Source organism: Nocardia sp. NPDC049526 (assembly GCF_044465765.1).
In the GTDB taxonomy this organism is placed as follows: Bacteria; Actinomycetota; Actinomycetes; order Mycobacteriales; family Mycobacteriaceae; genus Nocardia.
In genome coordinates this window covers 309,062-323,053 of the sequence record NZ_JBITMA010000002.1, presented here as the reverse complement: position 1 = coordinate 323,053, position 13,992 = coordinate 309,062, and the positions used below count along the sequence as shown (strand labels likewise).

The 13,992-nt window shown below is 66.8% G+C and carries 12 protein-coding genes; 8 read left to right on the top strand and 4 right to left on the bottom strand.

Going from position 1 to position 13,992, the window contains the following annotated elements:
* Nucleotides 1-52: 52 nt before the first annotated feature.
* Together ACIBW7_RS06150 and ACIBW7_RS06145 are read right to left on the bottom strand one after the other, a co-directional pair.
* Nucleotides 53-1,336: an amidohydrolase family protein gene (locus ACIBW7_RS06150; RefSeq protein ID WP_397044659.1), complete on the bottom strand. Its 1,284-nt coding sequence runs from the start codon at nucleotides 1,334-1,336 to the stop codon at nucleotides 53-55.
* Between the two features lie 83 nt (nucleotides 1,337-1,419).
* Nucleotides 1,420-2,070, bottom strand: a complete 651-nt coding sequence (locus ACIBW7_RS06145; RefSeq protein ID WP_397044658.1) for a GntR family transcriptional regulator — start codon at nucleotides 2,068-2,070, stop codon at nucleotides 1,420-1,422.
* A gap of 179 nt (nucleotides 2,071-2,249) precedes the next feature.
* Here ACIBW7_RS06145 and ACIBW7_RS06140 point away from each other — a divergent pair, with 179 nt between their 5' ends.
* The 7 genes from ACIBW7_RS06140 to ACIBW7_RS06110 all read left to right on the top strand — a co-directional run bounded on the left by ACIBW7_RS06140 (nucleotide 2,250) and on the right by ACIBW7_RS06110 (nucleotide 9,620).
* Nucleotides 2,250-3,329 (top strand): acetamidase/formamidase family protein, encoded by a 1,080-nt coding sequence (locus tag ACIBW7_RS06140; protein WP_397044657.1) that lies wholly within the window; start codon nucleotides 2,250-2,252, stop codon nucleotides 3,327-3,329.
* A gap of 46 nt (nucleotides 3,330-3,375) precedes the next feature.
* Nucleotides 3,376-4,629 (top strand): amidase family protein, encoded by a 1,254-nt coding sequence (locus tag ACIBW7_RS06135; RefSeq protein WP_397044656.1) that lies wholly within the window; start codon nucleotides 3,376-3,378, stop codon nucleotides 4,627-4,629.
* 74 nt (nucleotides 4,630-4,703) lie between these two features.
* Nucleotides 4,704-5,447: a sulfite exporter TauE/SafE family protein gene (locus ACIBW7_RS06130; RefSeq protein ID WP_397044655.1), complete on the top strand. Its 744-nt coding sequence runs from the start codon at nucleotides 4,704-4,706 to the stop codon at nucleotides 5,445-5,447.
* Nucleotides 5,448-5,478: 31 nt separating this feature from the next.
* Nucleotides 5,479-6,681 (top strand): amidohydrolase, encoded by a 1,203-nt coding sequence (locus ACIBW7_RS06125; protein ID WP_397044654.1) that lies wholly within the window; start codon nucleotides 5,479-5,481, stop codon nucleotides 6,679-6,681.
* 69 nt (nucleotides 6,682-6,750) lie between these two features.
* Nucleotides 6,751-7,578 carry an ABC transporter ATP-binding protein gene (locus ACIBW7_RS06120; protein ID WP_397044653.1) on the top strand — a complete coding sequence of 276 codons (828 nt, stop codon included), beginning with the start codon at nucleotides 6,751-6,753 and terminating at the stop codon, nucleotides 7,576-7,578.
* A complete protein-coding gene (locus ACIBW7_RS06115; RefSeq protein WP_397044651.1) occupies nucleotides 7,575-8,441 on the top strand; it encodes an ABC transporter permease in 867 nt (288 codons plus the stop codon). The genes ACIBW7_RS06120 and ACIBW7_RS06115 overlap by 4 nt, the downstream gene beginning before the upstream one ends.
* 51 nt (nucleotides 8,442-8,492) lie before the next feature.
* Nucleotides 8,493-9,620, top strand: coding sequence for an ABC transporter substrate-binding protein (locus ACIBW7_RS06110; protein ID WP_397044649.1), 1,128 nt, complete (start codon nucleotides 8,493-8,495; stop codon nucleotides 9,618-9,620).
* 573 nt (nucleotides 9,621-10,193) lie between these two features.
* On the opposite strand, the gene ACIBW7_RS06105 is transcribed toward ACIBW7_RS06110, so the two are convergent.
* Together ACIBW7_RS06105 and ACIBW7_RS06100 are read right to left on the bottom strand one after the other, a co-directional pair.
* Nucleotides 10,194-11,711 (bottom strand): FAD-binding oxidoreductase, encoded by a 1,518-nt coding sequence (locus ACIBW7_RS06105; RefSeq protein WP_397044647.1) that lies wholly within the window; start codon nucleotides 11,709-11,711, stop codon nucleotides 10,194-10,196.
* Nucleotides 11,712-12,095: 384 nt separating this feature from the next.
* The gene (locus ACIBW7_RS06100; RefSeq protein ID WP_397044645.1) at nucleotides 12,096-13,175 is read right to left on the bottom strand and encodes a Gfo/Idh/MocA family protein; all 1,080 of its coding nucleotides are present in this window, start codon (nucleotides 13,173-13,175) and stop codon (nucleotides 12,096-12,098) included.
* Nucleotides 13,176-13,289: 114 nt separating this feature from the next.
* Between ACIBW7_RS06100 and ACIBW7_RS06095 the strand changes: the two genes are divergently transcribed.
* Complete coding sequence (locus tag ACIBW7_RS06095) at nucleotides 13,290-13,877, top strand: TetR/AcrR family transcriptional regulator (RefSeq protein ID WP_397044643.1); 588 nt, start codon at nucleotides 13,290-13,292, stop codon at nucleotides 13,875-13,877.
* The last annotated feature ends 115 nt before the right edge of the window (nucleotides 13,878-13,992 follow it).

Sequence of the window (13,992 nt, the reverse complement as noted above, 5' to 3'; positions counted from 1 at the left end):
CGGACATTTCGCGGGAGCGGATTCGCTGGGCTGAATCGCTGTGCGGCGTACGTCAGCTGGCCAGTGGCTGCCGTGCGGGTGGATCGGCGGCGGGCAGCAGTTCGTGGGTTCGCGTGGTACGCGCGACTATCCGGCCCGATTTGATGACGTAGCAGCGGTCCGGGCGGTCGAGTAGGGCATCGGCGACGCGATGGGTGGACAGGACGACGAGATCCGCGGCGGCGCCGGGGCGGATGCCGTAGCGATCGGCGATCCCGATGACGGCGGCGGCCTGGGTGGTGGCCATGGTCAGGATCCGGGTCAGCTCGGCGGGAGTGGAAAGGTGGCTGGTCTGGGCCAGGAACAGGCCGATGTCGAGGAGGTCGGCGTTGCCGTAGGGGGTGAACGCATTGCGAATGTTGTTGGAGGAGTACGCGGTGGTGATGCCCGCGTCCCAGAGTTCACGGATCGGGGCGATGCCACGGCGGATATTTGTGGTATCAGCGCGGCCGCCGAGATGTATGTCGGTGGCGGGCAGCGGGACGACCGCGATGCCTGCTGCGGCCAGACGTTTCAGGGTTGCGCGTCGCTGCCTCGGTGGCTGTCCAGCCAGGGAAGTCATGTGGCCCAACGCAACTCGGCCTCGCATGCCGGTGCGCTCGGTGACCTCGGCGATGTAGTCGGCGAGCGCGAAGCGGGGATCGGTCGCGTCGTCGGCGAAATCGGCGTGGATATCGATCGGGACGTCGAATTCGGCGGCCAGTTCGAAGATGAGATCGATATGGCGACGGCAGTCGGCGACGGTCGCTTCGTTGTAGGCGCAGCCGCCGATGACGTCTGCGCCGCGACGCAGGCTTTCGCGCAGCAGGTCGATCGTGCCGGGGGCACGCAGGATGCCTTCTTGCGGAAAGGCGACGATCTGCAGGTCGATTCTGCCGCGATACTCCTCGCGCAGGTCGAGTAGTCCCTCGACGCCGAGCAGTCCGATGATCGGGTCGACGTCGGGATGGGCGCGAATCATGGTGGTGCCGTTGGTGATCGCCAGGTCAAGAATGCGCCGCGCCCGGTCGCGGATCGACGCGCGGGTGAAGCTGCGCTTGAGTTCGCCGGTGACCGCGATCGCCCCGGCCAGGGTGCCGTCGAGGTTCGGTCGTTCGCGATCGAGCAGTGCCTTGTCCAGGTGCAGGTGTGATTCGATGAGTCCTGGGATGACGACGCGTCCGGCGCAGTCGATTTCGTGGTCGGCGCGCCCGGGCGGTAGGTGGTCGAGCTGCATGATGACGCCCTGGTCGATGACAATGTCGACCAGAGCCGCGTCGTCGGCGATGCGGGCGTCGCGCAGCAGCAGATCCGCCATGGGCAACCTCCGGGAGAAGAACGGGACAAGGGTTGTATACGACCCTCGTGTTTCGTTCCAGCGCGAGAAATGCGACGTCTGGGTTACGGATCCTGTTGCGCCGCCGGATCAGCGGCGCGGTCGCGGCGGCGGTATGCCGAGGTGGCGTGGGCGATATGTGCGGCGACCACCTGAGTGGCGCGCTCCGGATCGCCCGCGTCGAGTGCGGCGCAGATCTCCTCGTGCTCATGCCAGGAATCCTCGGCGCGCCTGGGCAATTCGACCGCGTATACCCAGGCGATCTTCCAGCTGAGCTGGGTGATCAGCTGGCTGAGCAGGGTGCTGCCCGAGGCCTCGGCGAGTACCTCGTGGAAGCGGCTGTTGAGTCGCGTGAGCTCGTCGAGCCGTCCGTCGCGCACGGCGTCCTGGCCGAGTGCGGTGAGTTCCTTGAGCCTGCCTAGCTGCTCCGGGGTGCGGCGCACGGCGGCGCGGCCCGCACACAGTGGTTCCAGCAGGGCGCGAATTTCGAGCAGATCGGCGGCGTCAGCCTCGGTCAGTTCGGCGACGAAGGTCCCGGCGTAGGGGCGCGACCAGGCGAAACCCTCGGCCTCCAGGGTGCGTAGCGCCTCGCGCACCGGAACCCGGGATACTCCGTAGCGCTCGGCGAGGGTGTCCTCGGTGAGGCGTTGGCCGGGCGCGAAAACGCCGCGGATGATGTCGTCGCGGATGGCTCGGCACACTTGTTGCGGAGTCATTCGCCGGGTGGTGCTGCTCACATGGCTCCCACAGCGCGCTGGGTGGTGTTGTTCCGAGCGACCTGCAAGCAGTCGCCAGCCGATCCTTTCGGGCGACCTGCAAGCAGTCGCCAGCGGTGGCGGACGACCGTGAGCAGTGGTTGTATACGATCCACTGCTCAATCGTCGGATCGGATGCCATGAATTTACTACAGTCGCGCGCCGGTGCCCGCTCCACAGACGTATACCTTCCGGCGGATCCCCACCGGATCTCCTGGGGCCTGCTGCCGAATTCCCTCGCCCAGCCGGTGATCACGGTGGATTCCGGTACGGCTGTGTGTTTGGACACCATCAGCCACGAAGGCATACTCGAGGACCAGGGCCGGGATCCGGCGGCCTTCTTCGCAGCGAGTGGGATCACGGAGATCCTGGCTGACACCGCCGAGGTGGCGCGCTCGGTCGTACACGACCCGAGCATGCACGGGCCGCATGTGGTGACCGGCCCGATCGCGGTGCGCGGTGCGTGCCCCGGGGATGTGCTCGAGGTCGAGGTGCTCGAACTGCTGCGGCGCGCGCCCTACGGCGTCATCAGCAATCGGCACGGCAAAGGTGCGCTGCCGGGCGAATTTCCGCAGCGGGGGGACCATGATCCGGATGGTCCGGTGCCGCCGGTGTGCACGATCGCCACCGTCGATGCGGCCGAGCGTGGGGTGATCGATATCGGTGACGGTCGTGCGCTGCGCTTTCCGCTCGACCCCTTCCTCGGCATCATGGGCGTGGCCGCGGCGACCGAACAGGCTGTGCACTCGGTGCCGCCCGGCCCGCACGGCGGGAATATCGACGTGCGGATGCTGGGAGTCGGTGCGCGGCTCTACCTTCCGGTTCAGGTGCCGGGCGCGATGTTCTACGCGGGTGACCCGCATTTCGCCATGGGCGATGGTGAAGTCGCGCTCACCGCCTTCGAGGCGCCGCTGCGGGCCACCGTGCGACTGACTCTGCACGCCGATCCCGGAGTGCGGAAAATGGCTGCCGCCCTGGCTCTTCCGTATGCGGAGACCGCGACCGACCACCTGCTGCTCGGCCTGGACACCGATCTGGACGAGGCGGTGAAACAGGCCACCCGCAATGCCATCACGTTCCTCGGTGTGCGTTATCGGATACCCCCGGCCGTTGCGCTCGCCTACCTCAGTGCCGCAGCGGATTTCCGTATCTCGCAGGTGGTGGATGTGGTGAAGGGCGTGCACTGCTGTATCAACAAGAGCCATTTGGAGGGGCTGTGAGCGAGTGCGTCCGGTTCTGCGCGTCCGAGTGCGGCGCGGTGGCGTCGTGAACGGATTCGTGCCCTGGTTGCCGGTGGGCTCGGCACCGGCAGGACAACGTCTGGCGGTCAAAGATGTCATCGATGTGGCGGGGATGCCGACAGGTGCGGGCCACCCGAAATGGCTGACCACACATGAGCTGCCCGCCCGTGATGCGGTCGCGGTCGCACGGTTGCGCAGCGCGTTCACGGTGATCGGCAAGACGCACACCGACGAACTCGCCTACAGCCTGGCCGGCACGAACCATCATTACGGCACACCGGAGAATCCCGCGGCGCCCGGGCGGGTGCCGGGTGGATCCTCCAGCGGCAGCGCCGTTGCGGTGGCCGGCGGGGTCGCTGATCTGGGGCTCGGTACCGACACCGCTGGATCGATTCGGGTTCCGGCTTCCTATACCGGCCTGTATGGATTGCGGCCGACGCACGCGCGCGCACCGCGGACCGGAATCGTGCCGCTGGCACCGTCTTTCGATGTTGCCGGCCTGCTGACCCGAGACCTCGCGACGTTGCGCGTGGCGGCGGCACTGCTGCTGGATGGGGCGCCGGAGGCGGAACCGCCTCGGCGACTGTGGTTTCCGTCCGATCTGCCCGTCGCGCCCGCTGTGCGCGCGGCTTTGCTGCCCGCGGTCGAGATGCTGGCAGCCGAGTTGGCGCTGGACACAACACCGCTGTTCGAAACCGGGGGATGGGAGCGAGTCCGCGCGGCCTTCGCGACTGTTCAGGCGGCCGAAGTTTGGGCGACGCACAGCGACTGGATCCGCCGCGAACAGCCGACATTCGGCCCTGGCGTGACCGCGCGCCTCGCGGTGGCCGCCGAGGTCGGCGCCGAATCCGTGGCCGCGGCCCGTGCGACCCTGCGCGCAGCCACTGATCGGATCCTGCACGGATTGGGGGACGACGGGCTGCTCGCAATGCCGAGCGCACCCGCTGCCGCACCGCCGATTCTCGGCCCGGGCGAATCACCGGCCGCGCAGCCGATCATCGGGTCCAGGACTGCATCATCGGCTGAGACGTTGTCGAATGTCGGATCGTCGATCGACACGATACCGGCCACTGGATCCGTGGCGACCACACTGCCGGACGGGCTGGGCACAGCTGATCGGGCCGCCGTCGTACGGCTCACGTGTCTGGCGCCGGTCTGCGGTGCTCCCGCCTTGAGTGTGCCGGTCGCCGCGATCGATGGGCTACCGCTGGGACTTTCCCTGCTGGCGGCTCCAGGTCGGGACGAATCTCTGCTGGCCACTGCCGAATTGCTGAGCTGATCACCGGAGTCTCGCGCCGCGCCGCCATTTCTGGCCGCGGCTGTCTTCGTGGACCCCTTGAAAGGACTTCATGGATGGATCTCCCACATCTGGCCCTACTGCTCGTCGCGGGTTTCGGCGCGGGGGTATGCAACGCCATTGCCGGGGGCGGCAGCCTGCTCTCATTTCCGGCACTGCTCGCCACGGGACTGCCGCCGGTCGCCGCCACGGTGACCAATTCGGTGTCGGTATGGCCCGGCTATTTCGGTGGCGCGGCGGCGCTGCGGCGGCGACTCGACGACTATCGCGCGCTCGTCCCGCGTCTGGTCGCGACCGGGGCGGCCGGGGCGGTGGGCGGCGTGATCGCCCTGCTCGCCGCGCCGGCGCAGATCTTCGCCGCGCTGGTGCCCTATCTGATTCTGTCGGCGACGGCCCTGTTCGCGGCCCAGCCGTTGGTATCGCGGAAGTTGACCGCCCGACAACGGGATTCCAAGACAACCCTGTTCCTGGGCGTATTCCTGGGCGGTGCGTATGGCGCGTATTTCAACGGCGGTATGGGCATCGTCGTACTCACCGCGCTCGCCCTCGGCATCGACGCCACCATCACCAGCCTGAACGGCCTGAAAAGCCTACTGACCCTGACAGTTTCGACGACTGCCGTGTTCGCCGTCGCATTGTTCGGCCCCGTGCACTGGCTCTCGGTCGTGGTCCTCGCACCGGCCTGCCTCGTCGGCGGCGTCGCGGGCGCGAAGCTCGCCGACCGGCTGCACCCCAACGCTTTCCGCGCCGTGGTCATCATCTTCGGCATGGGTGCGGGGGCAACGATGCTGCTCAGCTGACTACTCACCCCGAATACCGAGAGGACTCTCAATGAACAACCTGTTGCTGCGAGGCGGACGCCCCTGGATTCCCGGGCTGCCGATCGACACCGCGGATATCCTCATCGTCGACGGACGGATCGCGAAGATCGCGCCCGATCTGGCAGCGCCGGACGGCGAGATCATCGATCTGGTCGGCGCACTGGTACTTCCGGGTCTGGTCGATACGCACTGCCATCTGGACAAGACGCTGTTCGGCGGCCCGTGGGTACCCAACACCGGCGGCCGGACCCTGCCCGGGCGCATCGCCAACGGTGAGGGCCGGCGGGCCGAACACGGCCTGCCCAGCGCGGACTACGCCGCAAACCTGTTGGACGCCATGGTCAGCGGCGGCACCACGCAGGTGCGCAGCCACATCGATATCGATCCGGAGGTCGGTCTGCGCGGCGTGGAAGCGGTGCGGGAAGCCGCAGCGCGGCACGCGGATCGGGTGGATGTCGAGTTGGTCGCGTTCCCCCAGGGCGGGCTGCTGACCCGGCCGGGGACCGCCGAGCTGATGGCGTCGGCGCTCGCGGACGGTGTCGAGGTCGTCGGTGGTCTCGATCCGGCGGGCTACGACCGGGACGCGGTGGGGCAGCTCGATGTGATCTTCGGCCTCGCGGAACGCCACGGCGCGAAGATAGACATCCACCTGCACGACGGCGGCGCCCTCGGCGCTTGGGAATTCGACCTCATCATCGAGCGCACTCGCGCTACCGGCCTGGCGGGGCGGGTCACGATCAGCCACGCGTACGCGATGGGGGCCCTCGCACCCGATGAGCAGCGGCGAGTCGCCGAAAACCTCGCCGAGGCAGGTGTTTCCATGGTGACGTGCGCGGTCGGCGAGGCGCCCGTCGTGCCGGTGCGGGTCATGCACGACGCGGGCGCCACCCTGGCGCTGGGAAATGACGGTGTGCGGGACCTGTGGACCCCGTACGGCGACGGCGACATGCTGCGTCGGATCAACAGCGTCGCGTATCGGGACCGGCTGGTCGCCGATCCCGAGATCGAGTTGGCCTTGCTCGCCGGAACCTACGGTGGCGCAATGGTTCTCGGGCTCGATGACTACGGGATCATGGCCGGGGCATCGGCCGATCTGCTCGTCGTCGACGCATCGACACCGGCGGCCGCGGTGGTCGCGCTGCCGCCTCGCAAACTGGTGCTCAAACGTGGCCGGATCGTCGTCCGCGACGGTGTGGTCGTTACCGAGAAATAAATTGTATACGAAACAGGCGCGTAATCGCGCCGACCGCGTTCGGCAATCACCCGCCGATAGAACTAGTTCATGAGCACAACGGCTTCTCCAGCGTCGACGACGCAGGGCGCATCTGCGTATACGACCGCTGCCGACCGCAGTCCCGCGGATTCCGCACCGGCCCTTGCGTTTCGCGGCGCATCCCTGACCTTCGAGAACGGCACCCAGGCGCTCGCTGACATCGACATCGCTATTCGCGGTGGTGAATTCGTGTCACTGGTCGGCCCGTCCGGCTGCGGTAAGTCCACGCTGCTGCGGCTGGCCGCCGGTTTCGAGCGGGCCACCGCGGGCACTGTCGACGTCGCGACGGCCCAGCTCGGCTATGTATTCCAAGAGTCAACCCTGCTGCCGTGGCGCAGTGTACTGCGCAATGTCGAACTGCCCGCCGAACTCGCGAGCGTGGACAAGGCGACCCGGCAGGCGGCCGCCCGCGAGGCCATCGAGCGGGTCGGTCTCGCCGGGTTCGAGAAGCACAAGCCCGCACAGCTTTCCGGCGGCATGCGGATGCGCGTCTCCATCGCGCGCGCGCTCACCATGCGGCCCGAACTGTTCCTGTTCGACGAACCCTTCGGCGCGCTGGACGAGATCACCCGCCAACGGCTCAACGAGGAGGTCGGAACGCTGTTCCGCCGCGATGGTTTCGCCGGAGTGTTCGTCACCCATTCGGTAGCCGAGGCGGTCTTCATGTCCACCCGGATCGTCGTGCTGACCGGGCAGCCGGGCCGGGTGTGCGCCGATATTCCGGTACCACTGGGCTTTCCACGGGCACCGGAGCTGCGGTATACGGCCGAGTTCGCCGAAATCGCCGCCGATGTGTCCGCCGCGCTGAGCGGCTCCGGACAGGCGGTTGCCGCATGACCGCCGCCACTGCGGGTCCGGTCTCGGCGGCGACCACGAGTCAGATCGAATCGGCCACTCGAAAACAGCACCGGCGCATGCCGATCGCACCGATTCGCATCATCGCACCGGTCGTCGTTTTCGTCCTGGTCATCGCGCTGTGGTCGATCGCGAGTCACTTTCTGCTGGCCGAAGAGTCGCGATTCCTGCTGCCCGCACCCGAGGCCGTCATCTCGCACGGTCTGCTGGATTCGGTGGCGCGCACCGAGATTCTGACCGCGCTGTGGTCGACGGTGCAGGTGGCGCTGGTCGGGCTCGGCATCGCCATCGTGCTCGGGGTGGGGTTCGCGGTGCTCATGAGTCAGGCGCGGTGGGCCGAGTATTCGCTGTATCCGTATGCGGTGATCCTGCAGACGATTCCGATCCTCGCGGTGGTGCCGCTGTTCGGTTTCTGGTTCGGCTACGAATTCGGCAGCCGTGTGATCGTTTGCGTGATGGTGGCCCTGTTCCCGATCATCACCAACACGCTGTTCGGCCTGAAATCGGTGGCTGCGGCCGAACATGATCTGTTCACCCTGCACGGCGCCAATCGCCGGCAGCGCCTGCTGAAACTGCAACTGCCCGCGGCGCTTCCGGCCATGATCTCCGGATTCAAGATCTCCGGTGGGATGGCGGTGATCGGCTCGATCGTCGCCGACTTCTTCTTTCGCCAGGGCCAGCCGGGCATCGGCCGCATGATCGACGTCTACCGCCAGCGCCTGGCCACCGAGGAGTTGCTCACGGCGCTGCTGCTGTCCTCCCTGGTGGGTCTGATCCTCTTCTGGTGCTTCGACTTCCTCGCCGGGCGCGTCGACCGCGCACATGGTGTCCGTCGCGGCAGGTAATGCCGACTCGCTTCGCTCTGCTCCGAACCCGCTCGACCCCAAGGAAATCCCGTGAAGAAATGCCTCCTCGCCGCTGCCGCGCTGTTCGGCACCGCAGTGCTCACCGCCTGTAGCGGTGCCACCTCGACACCCGCGCCGACCGGCAAGGGCGAACTCGCGGGCGTCTGCCCCTCGACCGTCGTGATCCAAACGGACTGGTACGCAACACCGGAACGCGCCGCCGCCTTCCAGCTGGTCGGACCCGATGGCACCGTCGACGTCAAGAAGGGCGCCTACTCCGGCCCACTCGGCGATACCGGCGTCAATGTGGAAGTGCGCCTGGGCGGTCCGTTCCTCGGCGGGCAGCCGGTTCCGGCGCAGATGTATCAGGACCCCAGCATCACCCTCGGCATGATCCCGACCGACGAGGCGCTGCAGGCGCGCGGAAAGTTCGATGTCACTGGCGTTTTCGCCTCGCTCGATATCAATCCGCAGATCGTGATGTGGGATCCCGCGAGCTATCGTGTCGAGTCCTGGAACGACGTGGCCGCGACCGGGGCGCCCGTCGTGTACAGCGAGGGCAAGATCTACATGGACTACCTGATCGCCAAGGGCTATGTACGACCCGGACAAGCTGACGCGTCCTTCGACGGGACGCCGAGCCGGTTCGTCGCCGAACGCGGCAAGGTGATGCAGCAGGGTTATGTCTCCAATGAGCCCTACCGCTGGGAACATGACGTCAAGGGCTGGCTCAAGCCGACGAGCTATCTGCTCGTGCACAAGGCGGGCTACGAGATCTACCCGCACCAATGGTCGGTCCGCAGTGACAAACTCGCCGAGCTGAGTCCATGCCTGACCAAGCTGGTCCCGAAACTGCAACAGGCCGAGGTCGATTACGTGACCAACCCGGAGCCGACGAATCAGGCACTGCTGCGCATCGCGCAGACCATTCCGGACGGTCCGCCGATCACCGCCGCTGGCAATGCGAATTCGGTTAAGGTTCAGCTCGCGGAGAAGATCGTCGGAAACGGAACCGATGGCACCCTCGGCAATTTCGACACCGCCCGGGTCGACCGTGTCATCACCGCCGTGACCGATACGCTGCGTGGTCGTGGTCAGCAGGTTCCCGACGGCGTCACCGCAGCCAACCTGGTTACCAACCAATTCATCGACCCTGCAATCGGTTTGCGGGTCCAGTAGTCCGCTCAGATCGCCTCGGGTACGGGGAGCCCGAGGCGGGCGACGATCCACGGGAACGACGAGGTGCAGGCCGCTGAGTCGAATTGCCAGGTATGGCCGCCCCGGGTGGTGTGGATGGTGCAGTCGATGCCGACCTCACGGCCTTGGGTACGCAGCTTTTCGGCCGCGCCGAGCTCAGCGCGGTTCGCTGGTCAGATCCGCCCTGCCGCCGTGGGCAGCGACCAATGCCGGGCCAGTGGTGGGTCTGCGACCGAAGGGCTGGGCGAAAGCCGTTGACCGCCGCTACTCGGACCATTCGTTGGTCCAGTCCGGCGAGTGGCCTGATCGGCGAGCGGATGGGTCGAGCGGCTACCGGCCAATGCGCGGTGCCCGCCGACATACACCGCACACAAGTTGCGTGTCCAGCAGACCAAGACGTAGGTGGCGACCGGATCCCAGACTGGTCCAGTGTCGGGGTCGAACGCGTCGACGATGCGCAGTGGGTGCAGTCGGCGCGGGGCTCTCATCGGTTTGACGCGTAGCCGCCGACGGCCACCCGGGGGTTGGGGAGCAGTGGCGAACTCTCGATCAGTGTTACGCGGGCGGGATGCTCTGCTCGTACTGGAAGACGTTGTGGGGGTCGTACTTCGCCTTGATCCTGCGCAGCCGGTCGAAGTGCTGTCTTCCCCAGTAGGCGGTCTCCCACTCGTGCATTCCGACGTTCGGCACGTTGACGTAGGCGCCGTCCGCGTAGGGCCGCAGCGCCTGGCTGAACTCGGCGGTCCAGGCCTGGGCCTGCGAGGTGAGCGGGTCGCTGACGCCTGGTTGTGTTGAACGAGTCCCCCAGGCTGCGCCGATCTCGCCGTAGAAAAGCGCGTCGCGATGCACGAACGCCGTGCCGCCGCGGGGCTCCCTCTTGATCGCCCCACCGAAGGCATCGACGAAGTAGTTGCTCTGCTCTGTGGGAGCGTTTCGCATGAAGTCGCCGATGACGTCGATCGCCTTCTTCGGGAACAGCTCTTTGACGAACTCCGAGAAGAACTTCGAGTTCGCGGGCTCTTGCGCGAGCGGGAGCTGGGCTCCCGCAAAGATGTCGCCCCAATTACCGACCTGCACCGTGACATCGGGCGTGCCGACCGACAGGATCGGAGCCAGCATTTCTCTGGCCTGTGCCGCCGTCCCCTCCGCAAGCCACGCGGACAGCAGAATCTGCGACTTGTGGATCTCGAGCTCGGATCCCAGACGGCTGTCGGCGGACGGTACCGTTCGCTGCCATGCCTCGAAGACCCCGTACAGGTCCCCGAGTCCATCCCATGTCGCCTGCACATAGGCGAGATGCTCGAGCGGATACACGTTATAGGTGAGTTGTGTGACGATCCCGAAGTTACCGTTTCCCGCCCCGCGGAGCGCCCAGAGCAGGTCCGAGTGGTGCTGCAAGTCCGCGTTGATCACCTTGGCGCAGTCGTGACCCGACGCGACGACGACCTCGGCCGCCATCAGGCTGTCGCAGGCCATGCCGAGCCAGCGGTTGAGGGGCCCGAGGCCACCGCCGAGCGTCGCACCGCACACGCTTACGCTGCCCTCACTTCCGGTTGTGACCGCAAGGTTCTGCTTCGCGAGCGTCGTCACCGCTTCCAGCTGGTTCAGCCCGGCGCCGACCGTTGCGATACGAGCACCAGGGTCGATCTGGACCGACTTCAGCTGGCTGACGTCGATCACGATGCCGTTGTCGACGTTCGACCAGCCCTCGAGGGCGTGGCGGCCGCTCCGCACCCGCAGCGCGACGTTGTGCTGCCGCGCCCACGTGATGGCGTTCACCACGTCCTGGGTTTCCTGTGCGAAGACGATGACCAGCGGATAGTGAGAAAAGAGCTGGTCCCAGCCGAGTCGCGCATCCGTGTACGACGCGTCACCGGGGCGGACGATGTGGCCGGTCAGCGTCGCGGGCGGGCATCCCGAGCTTTCACTCGGGTGGCCCGCGGCCACCATTCCCGGGGCGCTAGCGTCCGCAATATCCGGTGTGTCTGCGGCCGTCAGGCCCGGAACAACGACCGCTCCGATGCCAGCGGCGGCCGATGTCCTGAGCAGGTCACGGCGAGAAAGATCGCTCAAGTCCAGATCCTCTCAATCGGGCTACGCAGTGCCCGGCTGCTGAGCGAGCTCTTACCCGTCAGCCGCCGGGCAGTCTTTGTGGTCGATCCCCGAACGGTAGCGGGGTGACGTTGCGGTGTGTCTCGACACGCCAATCGAGGACGGTGGCGACAGCATGAAGGAGTAACTCAGCGGATCCCTGCATAACCGGTTTGGACAATCGTCGGGGCCGAGCATGGCCGATCTTGATAACCGGTTTTATCGGGTGATCCGCGGTGCTGGCGATGCTCTGCGGGGAGTTGGAATTGCTACGGGGCCGAGTGTGCCGGGTAGCCCGAACTCCGCCGAGAGTTGCTGGCACGCATCGAAACCGAGTCCCGTGTACGACGCTGCGCCGTGTGCCGGCTACGAGATGCTTCGGGCTGTTCCGTCGGCCGCGGACTGTTCGATGGCGGCGAGGAGCCGGTGGTGGCGCAGGGCGGTCTCGAAGCTGGGATGCGGTTGCCTGGCATCGGTGATGGCTTGGGCGACTTCCTGGTAGAGGGCTGCGATGTTGGCCGGCGGACCGGACTGGACGCTGGCGGGGACAGTGCGATAGGTGTCGGGCACGGTCAGGGTCTCCTTGCCGATCCGGACTTCCCAGTCGCCCCAGTGGATGAATGTTCCGGGCTGGGTTGGTGTGGCGGTCAGTGTTGCGTCGCTGCCGATGAGCTCGAGGAGGAATCCGTCCTGGGTGGGTCCGTTGCCGCCGTGCACGGCGATGGAGGCGGTGGCGCCGTTGGCGAGCAGTCCGTGCAGCAGCACGTGGCTGGGGGTGTCGTTGGGCACCGTCTGGTCCGTCCCGGCGACGAGCACGCGGTCGTGCGTGCGGGGCAGTCGTGCACTGACTTCGGTCAGTGGGCCCGCGATCGGTTCGAGTGCGGACAGGAAGTGACCGGCCATAATGGTCACGATGTTGGTTCCCGCCGAAGGATCCAGGCTGAACACCAGGTCCGGCCATATCCGGCTGCCGCCGAAGGGAGCGCCCTCGGCTACCAGCGCGATCGATTCGAGTGTGCCGATCCGTCCGTTGGCCAGCAGGTCCGCGACGAAACGGGCGCTCGGGGAGTGGTGGCCCTGGAGGACCACCGCGTGAACGACGCCGGCGGCGGTGGCGGCCTCGGTCAGCTCAGCAGCTTCGTCGGCGTCGATGCCCAGCGGCCACTCGGATACGACGTGCTTGCCGGCGTCGAGCGCTGCCCTGATCACGGCGGCATGCCCGGGTGCTTTCACCGAGACGACAACCAAGTCGACCTCAGGGTGCGAGGTGAGTTCTCGCGAGTCGGCGAAGGCGTGCCGTGCGCCGTGGGTGGCGGCTGCCCGGGCCGCGCTGGCCTGGTTGGTTGTCGCGACCGCAGTCAGGTCGAACTGCTCGAGCGCTGTGAGTGCGGGCAGGTGCGAGCTGTCTGCCCAGCCGCTGGCCCCGACCACTCCGACTCGGATCATATGTGCCACTCCCTTGTTATGTACCGTTTGGTAAGAAACTAGATGGGCGTGGCACTTGCGCGCAAGAGGTAATGTACCGATAGGTAAAAAAATATGGAGAGGTAGGAGAACGGTATGCCCGGCGGACGCCCGCGCTCGTTCGACGCCGACACCGCGCTCGACTGCGCGTTGGAAGTGTTCTGGCGCAACGGCTTCGAGGGCACCTCGCTGACCGATCTGACTGCCGCGATGGGCATCAACAAGCCAAGCCTCTATGCCGCCTTCGGCAATAAGGACGAACTGTTCGGGAAGGTCCTGGCCCGCTACCTCGACGGTCCCGGCGCCTATGCCGTGGACGCACTGGAAGCGTCCACCGCGCGCGAAGTCATCGTGCGGTTGATCCTCGGGGCTGTCGACCTGACCGCAGGGGCGAGCACGCCCCAAGGTTGCTTGTGCGTCAAGACCGTTCAAGCCTGCGGACCCGACGCTCACGCGGTACGCCAAGAGGCGGTCGCGGTACGCAAAGCCAGCGAGACCGCGCTGCGCAGGCGGCTCGAGCAGGCCACCGACCTGCCGTCCCACCATGAGCCCACCGCCCTGGCCGCACTCGTCCACACCATCTCCGACGGCATCGCTGTCCAGGCCGCGGCCGGGCGTAGCCACGATGAGCTACGGCAGATTGCCAACCTGGCTCTGCATACCCTCCTGGTCGACGACAGGTAGACCACGCGCCGCTCGATAATCGGCTTGTGCGGATGTCACCGCATTCGAACCATCGCCCGGGCTGGGCGACTGGAGGGTCCCGCCGCCTGCTCACCAGACCCAGATCTGCTTACGG

Bases quoted from the DNA above. Each gene is read 5' to 3' on its own strand.
- ACIBW7_RS06150 (WP_397044659.1), bottom strand. From the start codon at position 1,336: ATGGCGGATCTGCTGCTGCGCGACGCCCGCATCGCCGACGACGCGGCT.
- ACIBW7_RS06140 (WP_397044657.1), top strand. From the start codon at position 2,250: ATGAATTTACTACAGTCGCGCGCCGGTGCCCGCTCCACAGACGTATAC.
- ACIBW7_RS06100 (WP_397044645.1), bottom strand. From the start codon at position 13,175: ATGATCCGAGTCGGAGTGGTCGGGGCCAGCGGCTGGGCAGACAGCTCG.
- ACIBW7_RS06095 (WP_397044643.1), top strand. From the start codon at position 13,290: ATGCCCGGCGGACGCCCGCGCTCGTTCGACGCCGACACCGCGCTCGAC.
- ACIBW7_RS06125 (WP_397044654.1), top strand. From the start codon at position 5,479: ATGAACAACCTGTTGCTGCGAGGCGGACGCCCCTGGATTCCCGGGCTG.
- ACIBW7_RS06120 (WP_397044653.1), top strand. From the start codon at position 6,751: ATGAGCACAACGGCTTCTCCAGCGTCGACGACGCAGGGCGCATCTGCG.
- ACIBW7_RS06145 (WP_397044658.1), bottom strand. From the start codon at position 2,070: ATGACTCCGCAACAAGTGTGCCGAGCCATCCGCGACGACATCATCCGC.
- ACIBW7_RS06130 (WP_397044655.1), top strand. From the start codon at position 4,704: ATGGATCTCCCACATCTGGCCCTACTGCTCGTCGCGGGTTTCGGCGCG.
- ACIBW7_RS06115 (WP_397044651.1), top strand. From the start codon at position 7,575: ATGACCGCCGCCACTGCGGGTCCGGTCTCGGCGGCGACCACGAGTCAG.